Annotated in this window: 19 protein-coding genes; 14 read left to right on the top strand and 5 right to left on the bottom strand. The window is 64.2% G+C overall.

Annotation, left to right across the window (positions count from 1 at the left end):
- Nucleotides 1-32 precede the first annotated feature (32 nt).
- From ACWGS8_RS10870 to xth, 6 genes are all read left to right on the top strand, one after another.
- Nucleotides 33-257, top strand: coding sequence for a hypothetical protein (locus tag ACWGS8_RS10870; RefSeq protein WP_454580920.1), 225 nt, complete (start codon nucleotides 33-35; stop codon nucleotides 255-257).
- 257 nt (nucleotides 258-514) lie between these two features.
- Entirely contained in the window at nucleotides 515-3,016 is a 2,502-nt protein-coding gene (gene ligD / locus ACWGS8_RS10865; protein ID WP_454580919.1) for a DNA ligase D, read from the top strand.
- 278 nt (nucleotides 3,017-3,294) lie between these two features.
- On the top strand, nucleotides 3,295-4,203 hold the full coding sequence (gene ku, locus ACWGS8_RS10860; protein ID WP_454580918.1) for a non-homologous end joining protein Ku: 909 nt from the start codon (nucleotides 3,295-3,297) through the stop codon (nucleotides 4,201-4,203).
- A complete protein-coding gene (locus tag ACWGS8_RS10855) occupies nucleotides 4,200-5,324 on the top strand; it encodes a tetratricopeptide repeat protein (protein WP_454580917.1) in 1,125 nt (374 codons plus the stop codon). The genes ku and ACWGS8_RS10855 overlap by 4 nt, the downstream gene beginning before the upstream one ends.
- A gap of 282 nt (nucleotides 5,325-5,606) precedes the next feature.
- Nucleotides 5,607-6,260, top strand: coding sequence for an alpha/beta hydrolase family protein (locus ACWGS8_RS10850; RefSeq protein ID WP_454580916.1), 654 nt, complete (start codon nucleotides 5,607-5,609; stop codon nucleotides 6,258-6,260).
- Nucleotides 6,261-6,429: 169 nt separating this feature from the next.
- Nucleotides 6,430-7,200 (top strand): exodeoxyribonuclease III, encoded by a 771-nt coding sequence (gene xth, locus ACWGS8_RS10845; RefSeq protein WP_454580915.1) that lies wholly within the window; start codon nucleotides 6,430-6,432, stop codon nucleotides 7,198-7,200.
- 36 nt (nucleotides 7,201-7,236) lie between these two features.
- Here xth and ACWGS8_RS10840 read toward each other — a convergent pair whose 3' ends face one another.
- Nucleotides 7,237-7,794 carry a GNAT family N-acetyltransferase gene (locus tag ACWGS8_RS10840; RefSeq protein WP_454580914.1) on the bottom strand — a complete coding sequence of 186 codons (558 nt, stop codon included), beginning with the start codon at nucleotides 7,792-7,794 and terminating at the stop codon, nucleotides 7,237-7,239.
- Nucleotides 7,795-8,012: 218 nt separating this feature from the next.
- Here ACWGS8_RS10840 and ACWGS8_RS10835 point away from each other — a divergent pair, with 218 nt between their 5' ends.
- The 4 genes from ACWGS8_RS10835 (at nucleotide 8,013) to ACWGS8_RS10820 (ending at nucleotide 14,299) form a co-directional block, all read left to right on the top strand.
- The gene (locus ACWGS8_RS10835) at nucleotides 8,013-9,608 is read left to right on the top strand and encodes a WD40 repeat domain-containing protein (RefSeq protein ID WP_454580913.1); all 1,596 of its coding nucleotides are present in this window, start codon (nucleotides 8,013-8,015) and stop codon (nucleotides 9,606-9,608) included.
- Nucleotides 9,609-9,782: 174 nt separating this feature from the next.
- The gene (locus ACWGS8_RS10830) at nucleotides 9,783-10,739 is read left to right on the top strand and encodes a tetratricopeptide repeat protein (RefSeq protein WP_454581265.1); all 957 of its coding nucleotides are present in this window, start codon (nucleotides 9,783-9,785) and stop codon (nucleotides 10,737-10,739) included.
- Nucleotides 10,697-11,935 (top strand): tetratricopeptide repeat protein, encoded by a 1,239-nt coding sequence (locus ACWGS8_RS10825; protein WP_454580912.1) that lies wholly within the window; start codon nucleotides 10,697-10,699, stop codon nucleotides 11,933-11,935. Before ACWGS8_RS10830 ends, ACWGS8_RS10825 begins: the two co-directional genes overlap by 43 nt.
- Nucleotides 11,936-12,223: 288 nt before the next feature.
- A complete protein-coding gene (locus ACWGS8_RS10820; RefSeq protein WP_454580911.1) occupies nucleotides 12,224-14,299 on the top strand; it encodes an amidohydrolase in 2,076 nt (691 codons plus the stop codon).
- A gap of 69 nt (nucleotides 14,300-14,368) precedes the next feature.
- On the opposite strand, the gene ACWGS8_RS10815 is transcribed toward ACWGS8_RS10820, so the two are convergent.
- Both ACWGS8_RS10815 and ACWGS8_RS10810 read right to left on the bottom strand, forming a co-directional pair.
- On the bottom strand, nucleotides 14,369-14,575 hold the full coding sequence (locus ACWGS8_RS10815; protein WP_454580910.1) for a hypothetical protein: 207 nt from the start codon (nucleotides 14,573-14,575) through the stop codon (nucleotides 14,369-14,371).
- A 431-nt stretch (nucleotides 14,576-15,006) separates the two neighbouring features.
- Nucleotides 15,007-15,747, bottom strand: coding sequence for a sulfotransferase family protein (locus ACWGS8_RS10810; RefSeq protein WP_454580909.1), 741 nt, complete (start codon nucleotides 15,745-15,747; stop codon nucleotides 15,007-15,009).
- 242 nt (nucleotides 15,748-15,989) lie between these two features.
- On the opposite strand from ACWGS8_RS10810, the gene ACWGS8_RS10805 reads away from it, so the two are divergent.
- Both ACWGS8_RS10805 and ACWGS8_RS10800 read left to right on the top strand, forming a co-directional pair.
- Entirely contained in the window at nucleotides 15,990-16,205 is a 216-nt protein-coding gene (locus tag ACWGS8_RS10805; protein ID WP_454580908.1) for a hypothetical protein, read from the top strand.
- 478 nt (nucleotides 16,206-16,683) lie between these two features.
- Entirely contained in the window at nucleotides 16,684-16,983 is a 300-nt protein-coding gene (locus tag ACWGS8_RS10800; RefSeq protein ID WP_454580907.1) for a DUF1236 domain-containing protein, read from the top strand.
- A gap of 95 nt (nucleotides 16,984-17,078) precedes the next feature.
- Here the strand turns inward: ACWGS8_RS10800 and yghU are convergent, their stop codons facing one another.
- Nucleotides 17,079-17,945: a glutathione-dependent disulfide-bond oxidoreductase gene (gene yghU, locus ACWGS8_RS10795; RefSeq protein WP_454580906.1), complete on the bottom strand. Its 867-nt coding sequence runs from the start codon at nucleotides 17,943-17,945 to the stop codon at nucleotides 17,079-17,081.
- A 372-nt stretch (nucleotides 17,946-18,317) separates the two neighbouring features.
- On the opposite strand from yghU, the gene ACWGS8_RS10790 reads away from it, so the two are divergent.
- Nucleotides 18,318-19,223 (top strand): S1C family serine protease, encoded by a 906-nt coding sequence (locus ACWGS8_RS10790; RefSeq protein ID WP_454580905.1) that lies wholly within the window; start codon nucleotides 18,318-18,320, stop codon nucleotides 19,221-19,223.
- A 19-nt stretch (nucleotides 19,224-19,242) separates the two neighbouring features.
- Nucleotides 19,243-20,229 (top strand): LysR family transcriptional regulator, encoded by a 987-nt coding sequence (locus tag ACWGS8_RS10785; protein WP_454580904.1) that lies wholly within the window; start codon nucleotides 19,243-19,245, stop codon nucleotides 20,227-20,229.
- On the opposite strand, the gene ACWGS8_RS10780 is transcribed toward ACWGS8_RS10785, so the two are convergent.
- The gene (locus tag ACWGS8_RS10780) at nucleotides 20,226-20,954 is read right to left on the bottom strand and encodes an SDR family oxidoreductase (protein WP_454580903.1); all 729 of its coding nucleotides are present in this window, start codon (nucleotides 20,952-20,954) and stop codon (nucleotides 20,226-20,228) included. The two genes, ACWGS8_RS10785 and ACWGS8_RS10780, sit on opposite strands and share 4 nt — an antisense overlap.
- Between the last annotated feature and the right edge of the window lie 30 nt (nucleotides 20,955-20,984).

Raw genomic sequence — 20,984 nt, 5'->3', positions numbered from 1 at the left:
CCTGATGTGTCAGGGCGACCGAGGGCAGCGTCATGTTCAGTCCCGTCACCGGCCAGAATGCCAAGCGCGCCGCGGTGCGCAGGGCGCTCGACGCCCACAAGGTCTACATCACCGCGCAAAGCTTTTCGGACGGCGCCTACCGCGCACGCGTTCTGGTCGACGGCGAGGCCTATTGGGTGGATGAGTTCCGGCTGAGCCAACTTCGGCAGGGCCTGTCGCCGGCCGAGCTCGAGCTGACGCCGGCCGCCGACGATTGAGGCCAAGTGAACAATCGCGAGTGGTGCAAACGTAGCGCTCTACGGCGCCCCCCTCTGGCCTGCCGGCCATCTCCCTCACGAGGGGGGAGATCGGATGTTGCGACGGCCTTCGCCAATTTCCAAAGTTGTAAGGGGAGAGCCAGCGGCACGGCTGCCAATCTCCCCCCTCGTGGGGGAGATGTCCGGCAGGACAGAGGGGGGCGTGAAGGAACGAGGCGGTTATTGTTTCCAACTGTCGTGCGCTTCGGTCTTTGATCATGACCACCTCACCCAAACTCAAGACCTACCGCGCCAAGCGCGAATTCTCCAAAACGCCGGAACCGGCCGGTGGGCTGATCAGCGGCGAGGGCAACCGCTTTGTCGTCCACAAGCACCACGCCACCGCGGACCATTATGATCTGCGCCTGCAGGTCGGCGACGTGCTGAAGAGCTGGGCGGTGCCGCGCGGGCCCTCGCTCAATCCGGCCGACAAGCGGCTGGCGGTCGAGACCGAGGACCATCCGCTCGAATATATCGATTTCGAGGGCGTCATTCCCGAGGGTGAGTATGGCGGCGGGCCGATGATCGTCTGGGACACTGGCACCTGGGCGCCGATGGACGACATCGAGAAGAGCCTGCGCACCGGCGCTTTCAAGTTCCGGCTGGCCGGCGAAAAGCTCAATGGCGGCTGGATGCTGACCCGCCTGAAGCCCAAGCCCGGCGAGGACGAGAACAAGAAGAACTGGCTGCTGTTCAAGGAGCGCGACCTCGCCGCCGACACGGCGCTGAATATTCTGGAGGCGCGGCCGGAAAGCGTGAAATCCGGATTGCGCATCGAGGAACTGGCGGCGGCCGCAAAGCCGGTCGCGAAGTCCGCGCCAAAGCCGGGCTCGCTGAAGCCCGGCGAACTGCCGGGCGCGGTGAAGGCGCCGGCGCTCAGCCGCATCGAGCCGCAGCTGGCGACGCAGGCACTGAGGCCGCCGGGCGGCGAAGGCCCTGCCGAGAACACCAACGAACTCTGGCTGCACGAGATCAAATTCGACGGCTACCGCACCATGGCGCATCTGTCCGACGGGCAGGTGCGGCTGATCACCCGCGGCGGCATCGACTGGACGAAGCGCTATGGCGACCTGCCGCATGCCTTCGCCAAATTGCCGTGCCGCGAGGCGATCATCGATGGCGAGATCGTGGTGCTCGACGCCAAGGGCATCAGCCGCTTCGCGCTGCTGCAGGATGCGCTGGCCGAGGGCGCCGGCAGCAAGCTGCATTTCTATGCCTTCGACCTGCTCCATCTCGACGGCTGGGACTTGCTGAAGACGCCGCTCATCCGGCGCAAGGCGCTGCTGGCCGAGCTGCTTGGCGGGCTCGGGGCGAATTCCGCCATCCAGTTCTCCGACCATGTCGAGGGCTCAGGGCAGGGGCTGTACGACCAGGCGACCGAACTCGGGCTCGAAGGCGTCATCTCCAAGCGCGCCACCGCGATCTACCAGAGCGGCCGCACCAAGAGCTGGACCAAGTGCAAGGCGCTGCAGAAGGACGATTTCGTCATCGCGGGTTACACGATTTCGGCCGCGGCGGAAGGGCTGGCGGCACTCGGCATGGCCGAGTGGGAGGAGGGCGAGCTGCACTATCGCGGCAAGGTCGGCACCGGCTTCGATGCCGAGACGGCTGCCGACCTGCTGGCACGGCTGCAGCCGCTGACATCGGGCGCCACGGCGCCGGAAGGCGCGCCGCGCGAAATCTTGCGCGAGATGCATTGGGTCAAGCCGCTGTTTTCGGCGCGCATCCATTACGCCAACCGCACGGCTGACAATTCGTTGCGCCATGGCGTGTTTCGCGGTCTCAGGGATGTCGGCCTGTCGACGCCGGTCTCGCCCATGCGCAAGCGGCTGATCTCGGAGGCGGATCTTGCCACCATCTGGGTGACCAATCCGGAGCGGCGCCTGTTCGGCAAGACGGGCCCGACAAAGCTCGACATCGCCGTCTACTACGCGCTGGTCGGCGATTTCATGCTGCCGCACATCCTTGGCCGCCCGGTGTCGCTGGTGCGCTGCCCGACCGGCCTGCCGAAGGACTGTTTCTTCCAGCGCCACGCCTTCACCGGCATGCCGCCTTCGGTGGTGACGTTCCAGGCGACCAATTCCGAGGGCGAGACCAAATCCTATCTCTCGGTCGAGGGGGCAAAAGGCTATCTGGCGCTGGCGCAGTTCGGCGTCGTCGAGTTCCATACCTGGGGCACGCACCGCTTGAGCCTCGACAAACCCGACCAGATCGTCTTCGACCTCGACCCGGGCGAGGGGATTTCCTGGCGCGAAGTGGTGGAAGCCGCCATCCACATCAAGGGCGAACTGGAGGGGCTGGGGCTGGTGCCGTTCGCCAAGACGTCCGGCGGCAGCGGCATCCACATCACGGTGCCGGTGACCCCAAAGCAGAACTGGAAGAAGCTGCATCAGGCGACCAGCGCCATCTCCACGCATCTGGCGGCGACCGCGCCCGACACATTCACCACCACCATGGGCAAGGAAAACCGCAAGAAGCGCATCTTCATCGACTATCACCGCAACGCCCGCGGCCACACCTCCGCCGCGCCCTATTCGCTGCGCGCCCGCACCAATCTGCCGGCTTCGACGCCGGTGAGCTGGAGCGACCTGGAGGCGATCGATGCGCCGCAGGATCTGAACTATTCGTCGCTGCCGGGACTGCTGGAGACGTCAGGCGATCCCTGGGCGGATATCGAGGACTTTGCGCGGGATTTGCCTACCCATCTTTCGTCATCCTAGGGTCTGCGCCGCGTCGCTTCGCTCCTTGCTCCGCCCCAGGATGACGAAGAAGAGGGATGCCGGGTCATCTTCCTGGCTTGATCCGAAAGGCTGGGTGCCATCGACGCTTCATACAATTTGAATTATTCTCTCCCCGCGACCTCAAAGACGCAGCGGAAGATTTCGTCAGGAATTTTTCTGTATTGTGCGGGGTCGGTGTAGGATTTGCGCAGCCTTAATCGTCCTGCGGACGAACAGCGCTGCACCGATGTGAGTGCATGGCCGCGTAGGAGTGTATCATGGCGCCCAGGGCAAGTTGGAAAGGTTACCTCAAGCTCAGCCTCGTCAGCTGTCCGGTGCGGCTATACCCCGCCACCAGCGCCAGCGAGCGCATCTCGTTCAATCAGCTGCACAAGAAGACGCATAACCGCATCAACATGAAGCCGGTCGATCCCGAACTCGGGCTCGTCGAGCGCTCGGACCTGGTCAAAGGCTACGAGTACGAGGACAAGCAGTACATCATCATCGATGATGCCGACCTCGACGCGGTGCGTATCGAATCCAACCACACGATGAACATCGAGGCTTTCGTCGACGAGGGCGAGGTCGATGTCATCTACCAGGACGCGCCCTATTACCTGGCGCCGGATGGGGCGATGGCCGAGGAAACCTTTGCCGTGCTGCGCGAAGCCATGCGCAAATCCGGCAAGCTGGCGATCGCGCGGCTGGTGCTGTCCAGCCGCGAACGGGTGGTGACGATCGGCGCGCGAGAGAACGGTATGTTCGTGTGCACCTTGAGGAACCCGAACGAAGTGCGCGGAACTGCTGAATATTTCGGCAACATCCCGGCCGGCAAGCCCGATCCGGAAATGCTCGAGCTCGCCGAAGCGCTGATCAAGCAGAAGGAAACCACCTTCGATCCGAAGGATTACGAGGACCGCTACGAGATCGCGCTGATGGCGATGATCCGCGAGAAGCTGAAGGGCCACAAGCCGATCATCGCGGCCGCGCCCGAGCGCGGCAATGTCATCAATCTGATGGACGCGCTGAAGGCCAGCCTGTCGCAATCGAAGCCGCCGGCCAAGTCCAAGAGCAAGGCCGACGAAGGGGCCGCAAAACCCGCCGCCAAGAAGGCAGCGGCGGGCGGTGCGCCTGAAAATCCGCTGAAGGCCAGTCTGCTCAAGGCGGTCGGCAAGAGCAAGAAATGACGGCACCGGCCGTTTCGGTTCCAGGGGCCGTCTTCGGTACCATCGGCGCGCTGGCGGCGTTCCCCTTGCGGCTCGCCGCACGCGAGGTCGAGCGCCAGCACGGCCAGCTGAGGCGCGGCATCACCAGGCGGACGACGCATGTGGTGTTCGGCAGGACGATGTTGGCCAAGGCCGGACTCACCAAGAGCGGCGATGCCGGGATCGAGCGCCGCGTCGCGTCCGAGCGCGCCGCGGGACGCACGCTGATCAGCGAGAACGGTTTTTTGCGTCTGCTCGGCTTGATGAAGGCGCCGGAGGCGTCGTCATTGTCCAGGCAATCGCTGATCGAGCAGTCGCGGCTGTCGGGCGCCGACCTTGACCTGCTGTCGCTGTTCGATGCCTTCGAGCGTGATTGCGAACCCTACTCCTTCCGCGACCTGATCCTGGCGCGCAAATATGCCGGGCTGGTGGCAGGCGGCGCGACCTGGGGCGCGATCGCGCGTTCCGTGCACCGCTCCGGCCCGGTCGCCTCGCTCACCGCCAAATCGCTCAATGTCGGCTCGCAGCACGGCCGCCCCGACGCGATCTATCTCGAAGGCGGCCAGAGCGAGCTCGACGGGCAATTGCTGTTCGATCTGGGCGCCGCGGCCAGTGGCGACGACACGCTGGAAGATTTGTTCGCCGAGGCAGAAGCGGCGGAGGAGGGCGGCGACCACGAAGGTGCTGCCGCACTCTACCAGCGCTGCCTCGCCATCGACCCGAGCGACGCCATCGCCGCCTTCAACCGCGCCAACTGCCTGCGCGCCGGCGGCCACGCGGCGGATGCCGCGCATGATTATGCCAGGGCTATAAAGCTCGATCCGGCCTTTGTCGAAGCCTGGTTCAATCTCGCCGGGCTGATGAGCGAGCAGGGCCGCGACGCCTCCGCACGACGCCATTTGCAGAAGGCGATCGCGCTCGACAAGAGCTATGCCGATCCGGTGTTCAACCTCGCCAGGCTGGAATTCGACGCCGGCAATCTGCCCGAGGCGCGCCGGCTCTGGGTGCGCTACCTGGAGCTCGACGCGGATAGCGAATGGGCCGGGGTGGCGGCCAGGGGCGTGCAGTTCGTGGACATGCAGCTGGCGCGGACGGCGGGGTGACCATGATTGGCGAGGGTCGCGATGACAGCCGATCTCCCCCTTGTGGGGAAGATGTCCGGCAGGACAGAGGGGGGCGCTGTCCCGGCAACGGATCGGCTCATTTCAGATCGTTTTCCTGCACGCAAGCCCGACCGAAGGCTGGCGTTCCTTCACGCCCCCCTCTGCCCTGCCGGGCGTTCGTCATTTGAAAGCCAAGCAATTGGCTTTCATCCGCTTCACGGACCATTCCTCAATCCCCTCGAGGGGGGAGATTGGCAGTGTCACTGCCGCGCGAGACTCCCCATGACCAGCTTCCTCTTCGACGGCTTCGACACCGCTCCCCTCACCATCCTGCTTGCCCACGGCGCCGGCGCGTCGATGGATTCCCCCTCGATGACCGCAACCGCCAAGGCGCTGGCCGCCGCCGGCTTCCAGGTGGCGCGGTTCGAATTCCACTATATGGCGGCGCGCCGCTACGGCCACCGCAAACCGCCGCCGCGCGCGGAGACGGTCAATCCGGAATATGTCAAGGCGATCGGCGATCTCAGGGCCAGGGGCGTGACCGGGAAGCTTATCATCGGTGGCAAGTCGATGGGCGGGCGCGTCGCTTCCATGGTCGCGGACGAGATGTTCGCCAAGGGCGAGATCGCCGGGCTGGTCTGCCTGGGCTATCCCTTTCATCCGCCGGGCAAACCCGACCAGTTGCGCACCAAACATTTGATCGGGCTGAAGACGCCGACGCTGATCTTTCAAGGCACGCGAGACGAGTTCGGTACGCGCGACGAGGTGGCGGGTTATGGGCTGTCCGACGCGATCGAGGTGATCTGGCTCGAGGATGGCGACCATGATCTCAAGCCGCGCAAGAGCGTTTCGGGGTTCTCGACGGCCGATCATCTGAAGACGCTGGCGGAGACGGTGAAGGTTTGGGCAGAGAGGTCACGAACTTCGTCATCCTAGTGCAAAGCAAGGAGCGAAGCGACGCGCGCAGACCCTAGAATCCATGCCGCGACCTGCGAGCGTTGCGACGGTCGAGAATTCTGCACCGCCGCGTTCCTTGGCGGGCGTGCATGGATCCTCGGGTCAAGCCCGAGGATGACGAAACGAGAGGCGCTTTCGGCATCCAACCATGAAACTCGCCACCTTCAACATCAACAACATCAACAGCCGCCTCGAAAACCTTCTGGCATGGCTGGCGGCGGCGAAACCCGATGTCGTCTGCCTGCAAGAACTCAAGGCGCGCGATATGCAGTTTCCGCGCACCGCGCTTGCCGATGCCGGCTATGGCGCGGTGTGGAAGGGCGAGCCGACCTGGAACGGCGTCGCCATACTGGCACGCGGCGCGGAGCCGGTGCTGACCCGCGATGCCTTGCCCGGCGACGATGCCGACCGGCAGAGCCGCTATATCGAGGCGGCGGTCGACGGCATCGTCATCGCTTGCCTCTATGCGCCGAACGGCAATCCGCAGCCGGGGCCGAAATTTCAGTACAAGCTTGCCTGGCACAAGCGGCTGGAAGCGCATGCGGCGCAGCTTCTCGACACCGGCCTGCCGGTCGTGCTGGCCGGCGACTACAACATCGTGCCCGAGCCGCGCGACATCTATGCCACGCGCTCCTATGACGACAACGCGCTGGTGCAGCCGCAAAGCCGCGCCGCCTTCGCCGCCCTCATCGAGCAGGGCTGGGTCGACGCGTTGCGAAAAGTCTATCCGCAGGAGACGCTCTACACCTTCTGGGACTACCGCCGGAACCGCTGGCCGCGCGATGCGGGTCTGCGGCTCGACCACATCTTGCTGTCGAAGACGCTCGCCCGCCGGCTGAAGGGAGCGGGCATCGACCGCGACGTGCGCGGCGAGGATGGCGCCAGCGACCATGCGCCGGTCTGGGTGGAGTTGAAGTAGGTCGCGCCCTCTCCCGGCAAGCGGCGATGCCCGCAGTCATCCGACCGTCGGCGATGCCCCGGAGTATTCGCGCTTCAGCAGGCTCATAATGTGGGCGTCGACAGCTTCGCCATCCCAGATCAAGGCCTCGCGCCGCGTGCCTTCGAGCCGGAAGCCGAGCTTTTCGTACACCCGTCCGGCGCGCGGGTTGAACGCGTAGACCTCCAGTTCGATGCGGTTCAGCCCCAGCGTCTCGAAGCCGTGGCGAAGCAGCAGCGCGGCGGCCTCGGTGCCGTGGCCTCTGTCGCGACCGGTCGCCTCCCAGATGACGATGCGAAACGATGCCGTCTTGTTTGGCCAGTCAATTCCGTTCAGCACGGCTTCGCCGATCAAGGCGCCGCCAGCGATGATGCCATAGTCGCAGCGGTGGCTTGCCGTTTCGGCTCTTGCGTAATGGGCCTCCACCACCGCCAGCGTGTGCTTTGCGTGCGTGCCCGTCAGCCGCTTCGCTTCTGGTTCTTCCAGCCCCGCATGAATCGCCGGCGCATCATGCCGGGTCAGCGGCCTCAGCGTTACCGTCCTGCCGGTCAGCACCGGTTTGGTCGCCTGTGTCATGGACGCTCCCTTGAATGGCCCAGCCTTCTTTCGAACCAGCCGAGGAATGTCCAGCCATTTCCGTGCGTTCGCCCATGCGGCATTCGCACCGGCGGCCACTCGACTCCGCCGCGGCCTTGCGTAAGATCGGCCGCGGCGAGGAATTCGATGCGACCACAGCCTGCCAATATCGAGGCCGATGCCGTCATCGGCGGCATCACCGGCATGAGCCTCGCGCCATGAACAGGGTTGCCGACAGGTTGCTGGCGGTGCTGTTGATGGCGCTGGCCGCGGCTTGCCTTGTCCATCTCTATCTCTTGCCGGGCGGCAAGGGTTTCGGTCTCACGGCCATGCGTGAGCCATGGGCAATGCAGCTGGTGGCCTTCTCGCTGCTGGCGTTCGCCTGCCTCGTCGGTGCGGTGCTGTTCTGGGCCGGGCTGTTGCCGGGGCGGCCGGCGCATCTGGCCGGGGCACCGCTGTTCGGCCGCGCAGCCGAACTGCAGGAGACCGGCAGGCCCGGCCTGCGCAAGGTCTTTCTCGCCTTGCCGTTGATCGTGCTGGCGGCGCTGGCCGTCGACCGATTCGGCCCGTGGGGCGGCGGGGAGGCGGCCAGCCTGCCGAACGAACCGAAGACGGCCGAACCCAAGCCTAGCGCACCCAAGCCCAGTGAACCCAAGCCCGATGAGCCCAAACTTGCCGAACCCAAACCAGTGGAGCCGAAGGGCCAGGATGTCGCCAGCGCGCCACCGGCCCCGGAGCCAGCCCCTGCGCCAGCACCGCCACCGCTAGCCGCCAACCCGCCGCCGGTGCCCGCGCCGTCGGCGCCACCCGTGGCCGTACCGCAGGCGCCGGCCGCTCCGCCGGAGGTCGCGGTCATTCCGCCGCCGACCGTGGCGCCGTTGCCGCCACCGCCGCCGGCGGCGCCGACGCAGCCCGACGGCCATCGGGACGCGGTCGTCTGGCTTTCGGTGGCGCCGGACGGCCGATCGATCATGAGCGCCAGCACTGACCGTGTGATCAAGCTGTGGGACATTGGCGGCAAGCAGCTGATCCGCAATCTCGGCGTCCACAAGGACATGGCGCGCACCGCGCTCTATATGCCCGACGGCGCCAGCGCGCTGACGGGCGGCGACGATGGCGAGATCGTGCTGCGCAAACTTGCCGATGGCGCCGTGCTGCATGTCTTCCAGGCCGGCCAGAATGGCGGCGTCAACAAGCTCGCCATCAGCCCGGACGGCAAGCGCGCCGTCAGCGGGCATGATACCGGCAATGTCATCGTCTGGGACCTCGTCAACAATTCCGTGCTGCATGTGCTGACCGGGCACGACTGGTCGATCAGCGCGGTCGCCGTCTCGCCCAACGGCAAGCAGGCGCTGAGCGGCAGCATCGACGGCACGCTGAAACTCTGGGATATCGAGAGCGGCAAGCAATTGCGCAGCTGGCACGGCCACGAGCAAGGCACCTATGGCGCCGTGTTCACCGCCGACGGGCACCATCTGATCACCGGCAGCGGCGACCTGACGATCAAGGTCTGGGATCTCGACAGCGGCCGCGAGGTGAAGCGCTTCGAGGGCCATGAAGGCACGGTCTATACGCTGGCGCTGTCGGCCGACGGCAAACGCCTGCTGTCGGGCTCGCTCGACGGCACGGCGCGGCTGTGGGACATGGAAACGGGGAACCAGATCGCCCTATTCGACAGCCAGACCGGACCGATCTACGCCGTGGCCTTCGCTCCGGACGGCACGGTGCTGACCGGCGGCTACGACCGAACCATCAGGGATTGGCCGGCGGCGGGTGGCGATGGCGTGGTGCTGTTTGCGGGCGCGCCGGGGTGAATGAATTTCCGGGTAAGGTATATTTCGGAGAGAATTGCTCTGCGCTAGTATCTGTCGATGTCAGCAGGTGAATCTCCTCGTTTTTATAGTGAAGACTGGCCACCTGAGGCCACCACGACTGTGTCGAGCGTGCCTGCGCCACGTCGCTGGAGACTCTGGCCATTCATCTTGCTTGTGCTGGCCGCATGGGCGCTGCTCGCTCCGGTGCGCAACTATTATGTTCAGTGGTCGGCTGCGCAGAAGGCGCAGGCGGCACTCCTCGCCAAGAATTATGCTGAAGTGTTCAATCAGTGGAAGCTGATGGCGCAGGATGGGAACGTCGATGCCCAGACCAATATTGGCCTGATGTATTGGATGGGGCAGGGTGTTGCACAAAATGACCTGCTTGCAGTGGACTGGTGGAACAAGGCTGCCTCGGCGGGAAATGTGAATGCTGCGTCCGGCCTTGGCGCGGCCTATTATTTCGGCAGAGGCGTCAAGAGGGACTACGAGTCGGCGGCGATTTGGGCCCAAAAGGCGGCGGCCGGCGGCAATTCTGCCGCTCAATCCCTGCTGGGCAGTCTGTATTGGGAAGGTTATGGCGTTGCACGGGACGAGGCGCAGGCGGTGTCATGGTGGAGAAAAGCGGTTGACGGGGGAAACTCCGATGCCGCCTACAGTCTCAGCCTGGCCTATTCCTTCGGCAAGGGCGTTGCGAAGGATGATCAGCAGACTGTGATCTGGGCAAGGAAGGCGGCGGATCAGGGCAACGCCAATGGTCAATACATGCTTGGTGTGCTGTATCACCAAGGGCAAGGGGTGCCAAAGGATGATCGGCTAGCATTCGAATGGTGGATGAAATCTGCAGCCAGCGGTGTTCAGCAGGCTCAATATAGCGTTGCAGGCGCCTATAGCACAGGAAACGGCATCGGCAAGGATGACGTCCAGGCGTACTTCTGGATGCGCAAGGCGGCCGATCAAGGCCACGGTCCGGCGCAATCCGACCTGGGTACGATGTATTCACTTGGTTCGGGTGTGCAACAAGATGATGTCCAGGCCGCTGTCTGGTGGCGCAAGGCGGCAGACCAAGGCTATGCCCAGGCTCAACTGTGGCTCGGCAACGCATATATAAAAGGCAAGGGTGTCCCCTGAGCAATGCGGATGGGGCGTCATGGTGGCTGAAGGCCGCGCAGGCTGGCAATGCGGATGCTCAAGGCCAGATTGGCATCCTGTACCATCAGGGCGTCGGGCTGCCGCAGGATGACAGGCTGGCATTCCAATGGTGGATGAAAGCCGCGGCCAGCGGCGTCTCGCTCGCGCAGTACAGTCTCGCCAGCGCCTATTTGAAGGGACAAGGTATTGGCCGGGATGATGCTCAGGCATTCTCCTGGATGAGCAAGGCGGCCAATCAAGGCAATGTCTTGGCGCAATCCGGCGTTGGGGGGATGTATGCGCGCGGTCTGGGCGTGCGGCAAGATTATGCCCAAGCTGTCGTCTGGTGGAGCAAGGCTGCCGAAGCAGGAAATGCCGAAGCCGGTTACAATCTCAGCCGGGGGTATTATCTCGGCGAAGGCGTCAAACAGGACTATCAGCTGGCTGCCAAATGGGCTCGGATCGCCGCTGACCAAGGCAATGCGGATGCTCGATATCAGCTTGCCATCCTCTATCATGAAGGCCTTGGGGTTGCGCGGGACGAGGCGCTAGCCTTCAAATGGTGGATGAAGGCTTCAGTCAGTGGCCATGCGGTCGCGCAATACAATGTCGGCATCTGCTACCGTGATGGACAGGGCATCGACAAAGATGAAGCCCTGGCATTTACTTGGTTGAGCAAGGCAAACAACCAAGGCAACGACTTAGCTGAATTCGCCTTGGGTGGAATGTATTTTGACGGGGTGGGCGTCCCAAAGGACGAAGCACAGGCCGTCCTGCTGTGGCGCAAGGCGGCGGACCAGGGCAGCGCTGTGGCGCAGGAGGCCCTCGGAAACGCGTACTCAAAAGGCAAAGGCATTACGCATAGCAACAGTGACGCGGCTGGGTGGTGGCTCAAGGCCGCGCAACAGGGAAATGTCAACGCGGAACTCAGTTTGGCCTACGCCTATGCCAATGGCATAGGGATATTAAGAGACGACAAGTCCGCGGAGTTCTGGTGGCTCGCCGCGGCAAAGACCGGCAACGCCGACGCCGAAGCCAGCCTTGGGATGCTTTACTATCGCGGGATGGATGGAAAACCGAACTATGCGGAAGCCGCCAAATGGTTTTTCAAGGCAGCGGCACACGGCAGTCCCAGCGCCAAAACCTATCTGGAGATGATGAAAGAGAACGGCCAGATCGACAGCAAGCTGCTGTGATCACCGCACCCAGGCTCTTGCCATGGCCGACGCGGGCGGGGGGCGCATTGTTGGGATGGCTGGGCGCCCGCGTCAACCAGGGCGGCTCGTACCGCCGCGATAACACGATTGCATATTGCGGGGCCACCGAAACTTCCGCGAAAGCGGAATAGGCAAGAGCCGCGGTGCGGATTCGCGCTCTGCCTCGCCCGAACCAGGGCAATTGCGCGAAACAGTTTTTCTTGTCCGCCGCATTGACCCGTGGCGGGCGGGCGGCGAGGACTGGCGCTTTCAGCGGGGATGGCGCCCATGCGCGAGCAGACGATTTTGAGCAGGCAGACGATTTTGAGCGAGCAGACGATTTTCCGCAACGCGAAACTGGCCGATGGGTCGCTGGCGGATTTCTTCGTCACCGGCGGCCGCTTCAGCGCCATCGCGCCGGCCGGGAAGGCGCCGCCGGCTGATTTCGCCGCCGTCGCCCCCGGCATCGTCGACCTCGCCGGCCAGCTTGTCGTGCCGGCCTTCGTCGAGGGGCATATCCATCTCGACACCTCGTTCTATGGCGACGCCTGGCGCCCGCACATTCCCTGCACCAACGGATTCGACGTGCGCGAGCGTGTCGCCTTCCAGGCGCGAAACCTTGCCGCCGCCGCGCCGATGGCGGAGCGTGCCAAGAACCAGCTCGAGCTCTGCGTCGGCAATGGCAGCCTGGCCATGCGCAGCCATGTCATGGTCGACGCCTCGGTCGGGCTCAGCCATGTCGAGACCATCCTGGCCGTGCGCGAAAAATATCGCCATCTCATCGACATCCAACTCGTCGCCTTCCCGCAAAGCGGCATCCTGTCCTCGCCGGGCACGGCGGACCTGCTCGACGAGGCGCTGAAGCTTGGCTGCGACCTTGTCGGCGGGCTCGACCCCGCCAGCTTCGACCGTGACGTGAACGCCCATCTCGATCAGGTGTTCGCCCTGGCGCAAAAGCATGGCGCCGGCGTCGACATCCACCTGCATGATGGCGGCGCGCTCGGCCTGTTCCAGGTCGAGGAGATCGCCGCGCGGACAAGGGCGCTCGGCATGACGGGCCATGTCGCCGTCAGCCATGCCTATGGCCTTGGCGACATCCCGGCCGACGCCCTGGCGAAGGCCGGCGCGATGCTGGCGGCGGCCGGCGTGGCGATCATGACCAACGCGCCCGGCAACCATGCCTTCCCGCCGGTGGCGGCGCTCAGGCAGGCCGGCGTCACCGTGTTCAGCGGTTCCGACAACATCCGCGATTCCTGGTGGCCCTATGGCGATGGCGACATGCTGAACCGGGCCAACATGATCGGTTACCGCTCCGGCTTCTACGAGGATAGCGGCCTTCGATGTGGTGACCCATGCCGGCGCCAGGGCGCTGGGGCTGGCGCACTATGGCATTGCCGTCGGCGCCAGCGCCGACTTCGTCGCCATGCCGGCGCGGCACGTGCCCGAAGCGGTGGTGGCCGTGCCGAAGGATCGCACGGTCTATCGGCGGGGCAAGGCGGTGGCCAGGGACGGCAAGGTGCTGGGCGTCAGCACCTCTCATTAGGCTTTCCTGCCAAACTGCGGTCTATTTGTTGCTGCCGTGCAACGGGATGCACTCAAAAACACTCTCGCCTGAACCTTTCGGTGCTTTCAGCTACTGCCGCCGATCTGCCTTGTGGTATTGATGTGAGGCGGGGAAGGGCGATTGATGCGGAGACATTGATGAAGCTCGCACTGCTGTGTTCGGTTGCATTCCTGGCAGCCGCGTCTCCGGCTCTGGCGGCGGATATCGTCGAACCCGTCGCCGCCATGCCTTTTTCGTGGACCGGGTTTTATGGCGGCGTCCAGGCGGGCGGCGGATGGAACGACAGCCGCTGGTCTGGCGCCACGTTCGAAAGTTTCAACACAAACGGATCCGGCGGCATTTTCGGCGGCCAGATCGGCTACAACTACCAGATCAACCAGTTCGTCATCGGCATTGAAGGCGACCTTGCGGGCTCTACCGTCAAGGGCGACGATCAATGCTCTACTGCCCTGGGCACAACTTGCGAGACCAAGCAGGACTATCTGGGCTCGGTGCGTGGCCGTCTGGGATATGCGGTCGACCGGATCCTGATCTATGGCGATGCCGGTGTTGCCTTCACCAAGTATAAAATCGCTGAGGTCGACGGTTTTCAGCAGTCATTTGGCGGGGGATCCCGGGTAGGCTGGACGGCGGGCCTGGGCGCCGAATATGCATTGACCGACCATTGGACCGCCGGCGTCGAATGGAATTATTATGATTTTGGCTCGAAAAGCGGCGAAAGCGACGTAGTTCCGGGCTTCTTCGTCGACAATCGCAACACGGAAAATGTCGTGGTCGGCAAGATCAACTACAAATTCTGAGACGACAGGCCGGCTCCGGGGTCGCCGCCGCAATCTTCGATGACGCATGATGGCCGCGCCGCGGCCTCATCAATCGACCGCCCTGCGGTCGGCCGCCTGGGCTGATCGGGCTGGCACGGAAGACAGCGCGCGTTGATCGGGTGGCTGCTCGCCGAAATAGAGCAAGCCGCCCAGGACGAGGAATACGATCCCCACCGCCGCCAGTCCGACCATCAACACGGCGACCGCCGTACCCGGGCCGTAGCCCGTTCTGGTGATGATGGACCGCTGGCGCATCGCTCTTCCTCCGAAATCCAGTCCGGTCCGCGGACCTTGCGGCAAACGACGGCGGAGGCGGGATGTTCCCGATGGAGAGCCTCATCAGCCTTTTGCGTTTCCTTTTGGGACCAAGGTCTTAGGTGCCGGAAGCAAAGGTCCGATGGGTCCTGTTCGGTTCCGGCAATGTCCATCGGATGTTCCGCTATTTTAGCCAATTGAGATATAATGGCTTTACCCTGTCGAGGGGCAAAAGCGGGCGGCGGAAAGGGCAAAATGTCGGCCGCCTGCCGCTCGACGATGATGTGCTACCTTCCACATTTACAAAAGGCCCGCTACAGGCGCGCTCGCTTGTTTCGAAACTCAAGATCCATCCAACACGGCTGTTGTGGGAGCGGAGTTAGCCCTGAGGGATTACGCGGACATTGCGGAGCGTGCGCTATGTCCCGCAGCTACCCCAGCCACCACCACAGCGCCGCAACCACCACCAGGGCGGCCGCTACCGCCAGACCCAGCATGATGTAGGAGCCGTTGATGATGTCGCGGATGATCTTCTTGATCGTCTCTCGGTCGTTGAGGTTGGGGAAGGGCTCGTTGGGCAGCGCCACGCCGAGGAAATCGCAGAGCGGCGCCCAGCCTTCGGTCACCTTGTAGACCAGCAGCCTGTGCGGCGGCACCGCGGCCTTCACCTCCTCGACATAGGTGTTGTAGCGCGCAACCGCCTTGGCGCGGTCGTTCATCACGCCGTCCAGCGTGCGGCCCCATATCAGCTTGCGCGACATATCGCCGAATTTCCAGCCGAACGGCGTCAGCCATTCCAGGATCTTGAACTGCCAGACATTTTCGGTGAAGTAGATCGTGTCGATCGTGCTTTCGTACCACGCCTCGGCGCCGCGCGGATGCAGGGTCAAAAGCACCTTGGCGTCGGGGTAGGCGGCCAGCAGTTCCTTCCACACGCAGCAGCCGGGATTGTCGACGGTCGCCGTGTAGTTGGCGAAGACGCGGTTCCAGTCGTGCTGGCTGCCGGGCGGGCTGTTGGCCACCTTGCGCCAGAAATCGAGATGGCCCTTGTTGGCCTTGTTCATGATCACTTCCTGCATGTGATAGCAGGGCAGGCCGAGCCTGTTCAGCGCGGCAAAAGTCGACCACGTGCCGGTGCGGCCGAAACCGGCCCCGATCAGTTTGAGCGTCATTTCCCTATCCCCCCGGATTTATTTTCTGCGCGACCTCAGCCCGTGAGTATCAAATTGCTCCTGACCAGGTCGGCGCGCAACAATTTTCGAGGTTGGTCAAGGGTCAGACCATCACATAGTTGCGGAGTTGCTAAAATAATGGAATTTTGTCTGCGGGCATTGGGAGTTCGGGTAGGGAGTCGTGCGAAACCGGGCGGTTTCGGCGATGTGGATCGATGTACTTTGGACAGTTTCTCCTGGGAATGTCAGCCACGACCACTATCGTCGCGGTCTGGACTTATATGGCCACCGGTTCTTTCTGGAAGGCGCTGGGCTGGGCGATAGCCGTGCTGGTTGTCCTGCAGGTCGCCTATTTCGCGCTCGTCATGCGGCTGATCTACTCGCGCGCGCGCAAAGCGGCAAGTCAGGGTGAGGTCGACGCTGGTCCGCCGCTGCATCGCGACGGCGTCTCGCTGTGAGGCCTGGCACTTGGGCGCCGTCAACGCGGTAGCGACAAGCATCATCCGAGCTGGAACCGGATGTCAATGCCGGCATTTTCCCGATGTGACCGGTGAGGCTGCCACCTCCGCCGGCACCGTTTGGGGCTCGCCCTGCTCCCGGCCGGGCGAGCCTTTTCATGCCTCGGACTGGAACGACATCTCGCGCCCTACGTTAGTCGTCTCTAAGGCAATCAGCCGCTCGCCTCCTGTTTGGAAAACAGCACCCTCGGATGCATCGTCCGAGGTAAGTGTATTTCACACTATTCATCCCAGATGCTGTAATTAATCGCGGCTCAGTCAAGCATAGACTGGGGCGCTTTCCGCTCGCTTCGAAAATAATAGAAACAGGCATTTGTTGGGCGTGCCGCATTTATTCCACAAACTGCGATGGAACCTCGTGGCAATGGCCGAGTTCTCCTACAGGGCGGGGACTGGAATAATTGATATGGAGGTAGTTATGAAACATTATCTTTCGAGTGCGGCAGCCGCGATCATCCTGATGGGCGGCGTTGGCACGGCGCTGGCGGACACCATCGTCCTGCAGCCCGAGCAGGAGACCGTCGTCCGCGAATACGTCAGGAAGCAGCCGCTGGCGTCGGTCAACCTGCTGGGCCTCGAGCTCAAGCTCGGTTCGCCGGTGCCTGACAAGGTCGAGCTGCGCGAAGTGCCCAACGTCAAGTATCGCGTCGCCGTGATCAACGACCAGACCGTCCTGGTCGACCCCGATACACGTCAGATCGTCGAGGTTCTGCACTAATCCATGGCTCGGCCATGACAGCGGGTGCGACGCCAGCATAGCGAAAAGCCCGCCACGATTCGTGGCGGGCTTTCTCGTGAAGCTCTTGCTGCCGCCTATTCGGCTGCCAGCTTGTCCTGCGTCTTGGTGTCGAAATCGCTGGCGTCATGGCGCTCGTGCAACTGCATGGCCGGCTCGCCGAAGGCGCGGTTCACCATGCGGCCGCGCTTGACCGCCGGGCGGGCGTCGATCGCCTTCGCCCAGCGCTGGACGTGCTTGTATTCCTGCACGGACAGGAACTCGCCGGAATCATTGTACATGCGCCCAAGCGCCAGCCCGCCATACCAGGGCCACACCGCCATGTCGGCGATCGTGTAATCCTTGCCGCCGAGATATTCATTTTCGGCCAGCCGACGGTCGAGCACGTCGAGCTGCCGCTTGGTTTCCATGGCGAAGCGGTCGATGGCGTATTCGAATTTCTGCGGCGCGTAGGCATAGAAATGGCCGAAGCCGCCGCCCAGATACGGCGCCGAGCCCATCTGCCAGAACAGCCAGGACAGGACTTCCGCGCGCGCCGGCTGTTCGGTGGGCAGAAATTCGCCGAACTTTTCGGCGAGATAGACCATGATCGAGCCGGATTCGAAGATGCGCACCGGCGTGGCGCCGCTGCGGTCCAGCAGGGCGGGGATCTTGGAGTTGGGATTAACCTCGACGAAGCCGCTGCCGAACTGGTCGCCATCGTTGATCCTGATGAGCCAGGCATCGTATTCGGCGCCCTTGTGGCCGCGCGCCAGAAGCTCCTCCAGCATGACGGTGACCTTGACGCCATTCGGCGTCGCCAGCGAATAGAGCTGCAGCGGGTGCTTGCCGACGGGCAATTCCTTGTCATGCGTCGGCCCGGCGATCGGCCGGTTGATGCTGGCAAAGGCGCCGCCATTTGCCTTGTTCCAGGTCCATACTTTCGGCGGGGTGTAGTCTGTCATGTCGGGCCTCGTGGGGAAGGACGGGATTGAGCGGACACATCTACAGCTAGGGCTGCGGAGGAGGAAGTTCAACTTGCGTTGAACTATTGTTTTATGGGGGTGCTGCTCCTCATTGTCCTGCCGGACATTTCTCCCCGTATAGTGACGGGGAGAAAGACGCCGTCATCGGCGCTTTCGCCAATCACCAATGTCGCAAGAAGAGCGCCGAGGCCAACGTAGCTTGCCTTCTCCCCGTCACTATACGGGGAGAAGGTGCCGGCAGGCGGATGGGGCGCGCCGCCTTCTGCAATTGCACCTTCTACCCTTGCACCATCCCCTCCGAGGCATACCTATAGAAGAAGCCGCAAAGCATTTGCATCGCAGGACAAAATCATGGCCATCAATCCCAATCCGCGCTCCGTCGTCGCCGTGCGCGCCACCGTTCCCGAGGATGCGTTCACGGCCGGCGCGCTGGGCACGCTCAGGGAAGGCAGCGGCGTCGTCATCCGCAATGACGGGCTGGTGCTGACCATCGGCTATCTCATCACCGAGGCCGAGGAGGTCTGGCTGACCGCGTATGACGGCCGCGTCATCCCGGCGCATGCGCTGGCCTATGACCAGGAATCGGGTTTCGGCCTGGTCCAGGCGCTGGCTCCGACCGGCCTGCCGGCCGTGGCGCTTGGCGATGCCGGTAAGGCCAGGATCGGCGATGTGGTGGTGCTTGCCGACGGCATCGGCCGGGCGGTCGAGGCCAAGATCGTCACCAAGCAGGAATTCGCCGGCTATTGGGAGTATCTGCTCGATGAGGCGATCTTCATCGCGCCGGCGCATCCGTCCTGGGGCGGGGCGCCGCTGTTCGGCGCCGATGGGGCGCTCCTCGGCATCGGTTCGCTGCGCCTGCAGATGAGCCGGGCCGGCGAGGTCGCCGATATCAACATGGTGGTGCCGATCGACCTGTTGCCGCCGATCCTCGACGACCTGCTGACGCGTGGCCAGGTGGCCAAGCCGCCACGCCCGTGGCTCGGCGCGCTGTCGGCCGAAAGCGACGGCAAGGTTGTGGTGATGAGCGTGACCGAGGGCGGCCCGGCGGCCAAGGCCGGCCTGCGCCAGGGCGATGTCATCTCCGAGGTCCGCGACGGTGCTGTCGACGGGCTCGCCGATTTCTATCGCAAGCTGTGGGACAGCGGCTCGGCCGGCGCCGAGATCCCGATGCGGGTGGTGCGCGACGGCCGCGAGACGTGGCTGCGCGTCAAATCCGCCGACCGCGGCAGTTTCCTGAAGAAGCCGCAGCTGCAATAGGCCTGATGTCGGCCAGGCGATGCATCCAAGACTGCTCAAGACCTTCCTCGCGGTGGCGCGCAGCCGCAACATCACGCGTGCCGCCGAAGCGGTGCACCTCGCGCAATCGAGTGTCAGCGACCAGATCCAGTCCCTGGAGGCCGAGCTTGGCGCTGCCCTGTTCACGCGCTCGAAGTCAGGGCTTGAATTGACGCCGGCTGGGCTGGCGCTGAAGCCCATCGCCGACGAGCTGCTGCGGCTCGACGGCGAGGCGCGCGCGGCGGTGCTGGCGGCTGCCGGGCGCGCCAGCGGGGTGCTGACCATCGGCGCGCTGGAGACGATCGCCTCGGCCCGTCTGGCGCCCTGGCTGCCGGGGTTTCAGGCCGGCCATCCCGACATCACCGTGCGGATGAAGGTGGCCGACAGCAGCACGCTGCGGCGCCTGCTGGAGGACGGCGATATCGACGTCGCCTTCTGCTTCGAGCGTCAGGACGGTGCGAAGGACGACGATGCGCGCCTGGCCAAGCGCACGATAGGCGCCGAAACGCTGGTGCTGGTCGCCGCTCCCGGACAAGCCACCCCGCCGCGTGACCTGGCAGACCTTGCCGCGCTGCGCTTCGTGGCGACGGAGCCCGGATGCATCTACAGGCACATGCTCGACGCCGCTTTCGCCGAGGCGGATATGGCGCCGCCCAAACCCGCGGCCGAAGTCGGCAGCATCGGCGCCATTGCCCGGCTGGTGGCTGCAGGTGCTGGGCTGGGTCTCGTACCGCGCCTTGCCGTGAGCGATGCGCTGGCGCGCGGCGAGCTCATGGAATTGCCGTGGCCCGGCCCGGCACAGGGAGCACCGCTGACAATGATCTGGCGACGCCGGCGCGTCCAGCCGCCGACGCTCAGGCAATTGCTCGCCGCCGCGCGCGACACGCTGGCGCCGGAACGCCTCGAGACGGGCTCAGAACTTGAATCGGCGGATAGCTCCAAAGCGTTGTTTCCAAACAACTTCCTGGCGAAGGGTCTCGCCAGCTAAACCAGCCGGTGCCCGCCTTCGACATGCAGCGTCGTTCCGGTGGTAAATCCGTTGCCGAGGAGGAAGAAAATCGCGTCGGCGATGTCTTCGGGCTGGCCGACCCTGCCGACCGGCAGCCGCTCGGCCATCCCCGCCAGCGTCTCGGCCTTGCGGTCGCCGGCGACCTGCGCCCAGATCTCGGTGTCGACCCAGCCGGGCGACACGGCGTTGACGCGGATCGGCGCGAGCTCGACGGCCAGCGCCCGCACCAGCCCTTCGAGCGCGGCATTGACGGCGGCGACGACCGAGCCGCGCGCGGCCGGCCGGTAGGCGGCGATGCCGGAGACGAAGCTCATCGAGCCGCTCGCGGCAAGCCGGGGCGCGCCGTGCTTGGCAAGCAGCAACGGGCCGAAGAGCTTGCTGTCGACCATGCGCTGTGCTGCCTTCAGGTCAAGCTCCGGCAGCAGCCTGTAGGCGCCTTCTATGTCGGCCGCCGTGCTGACGATGTGGTCGAGCGCGCCGATCTCGGCGAACAATGCCGCAACCTGGTCTTCCCGGGCGATGTCGACGACGGCTACCTTCAGGCCGGCAGGATTGCCAAGCGCCTCACGCGCCTGTTGCAGCCTGTCTTCGCTGCGCCCGGCTATGATGACCATGGCACCGGCCTCCACGCAGCGCCTGGCAAGCGCCAGGCCCATGCCGGAGCCGCCGCCGACGATCAGGATCTTCTGGTTCGAAAGGTTCATTTCGCTCTGCCTTTGCTTTGATGGGACAAG

The organism is Mesorhizobium sp. 43Arga (assembly GCF_053714255.1).
The sequence above is the reverse complement of the archived record's forward strand: the minus strand, read 5'-3'. Positions and strand labels throughout refer to the sequence as shown.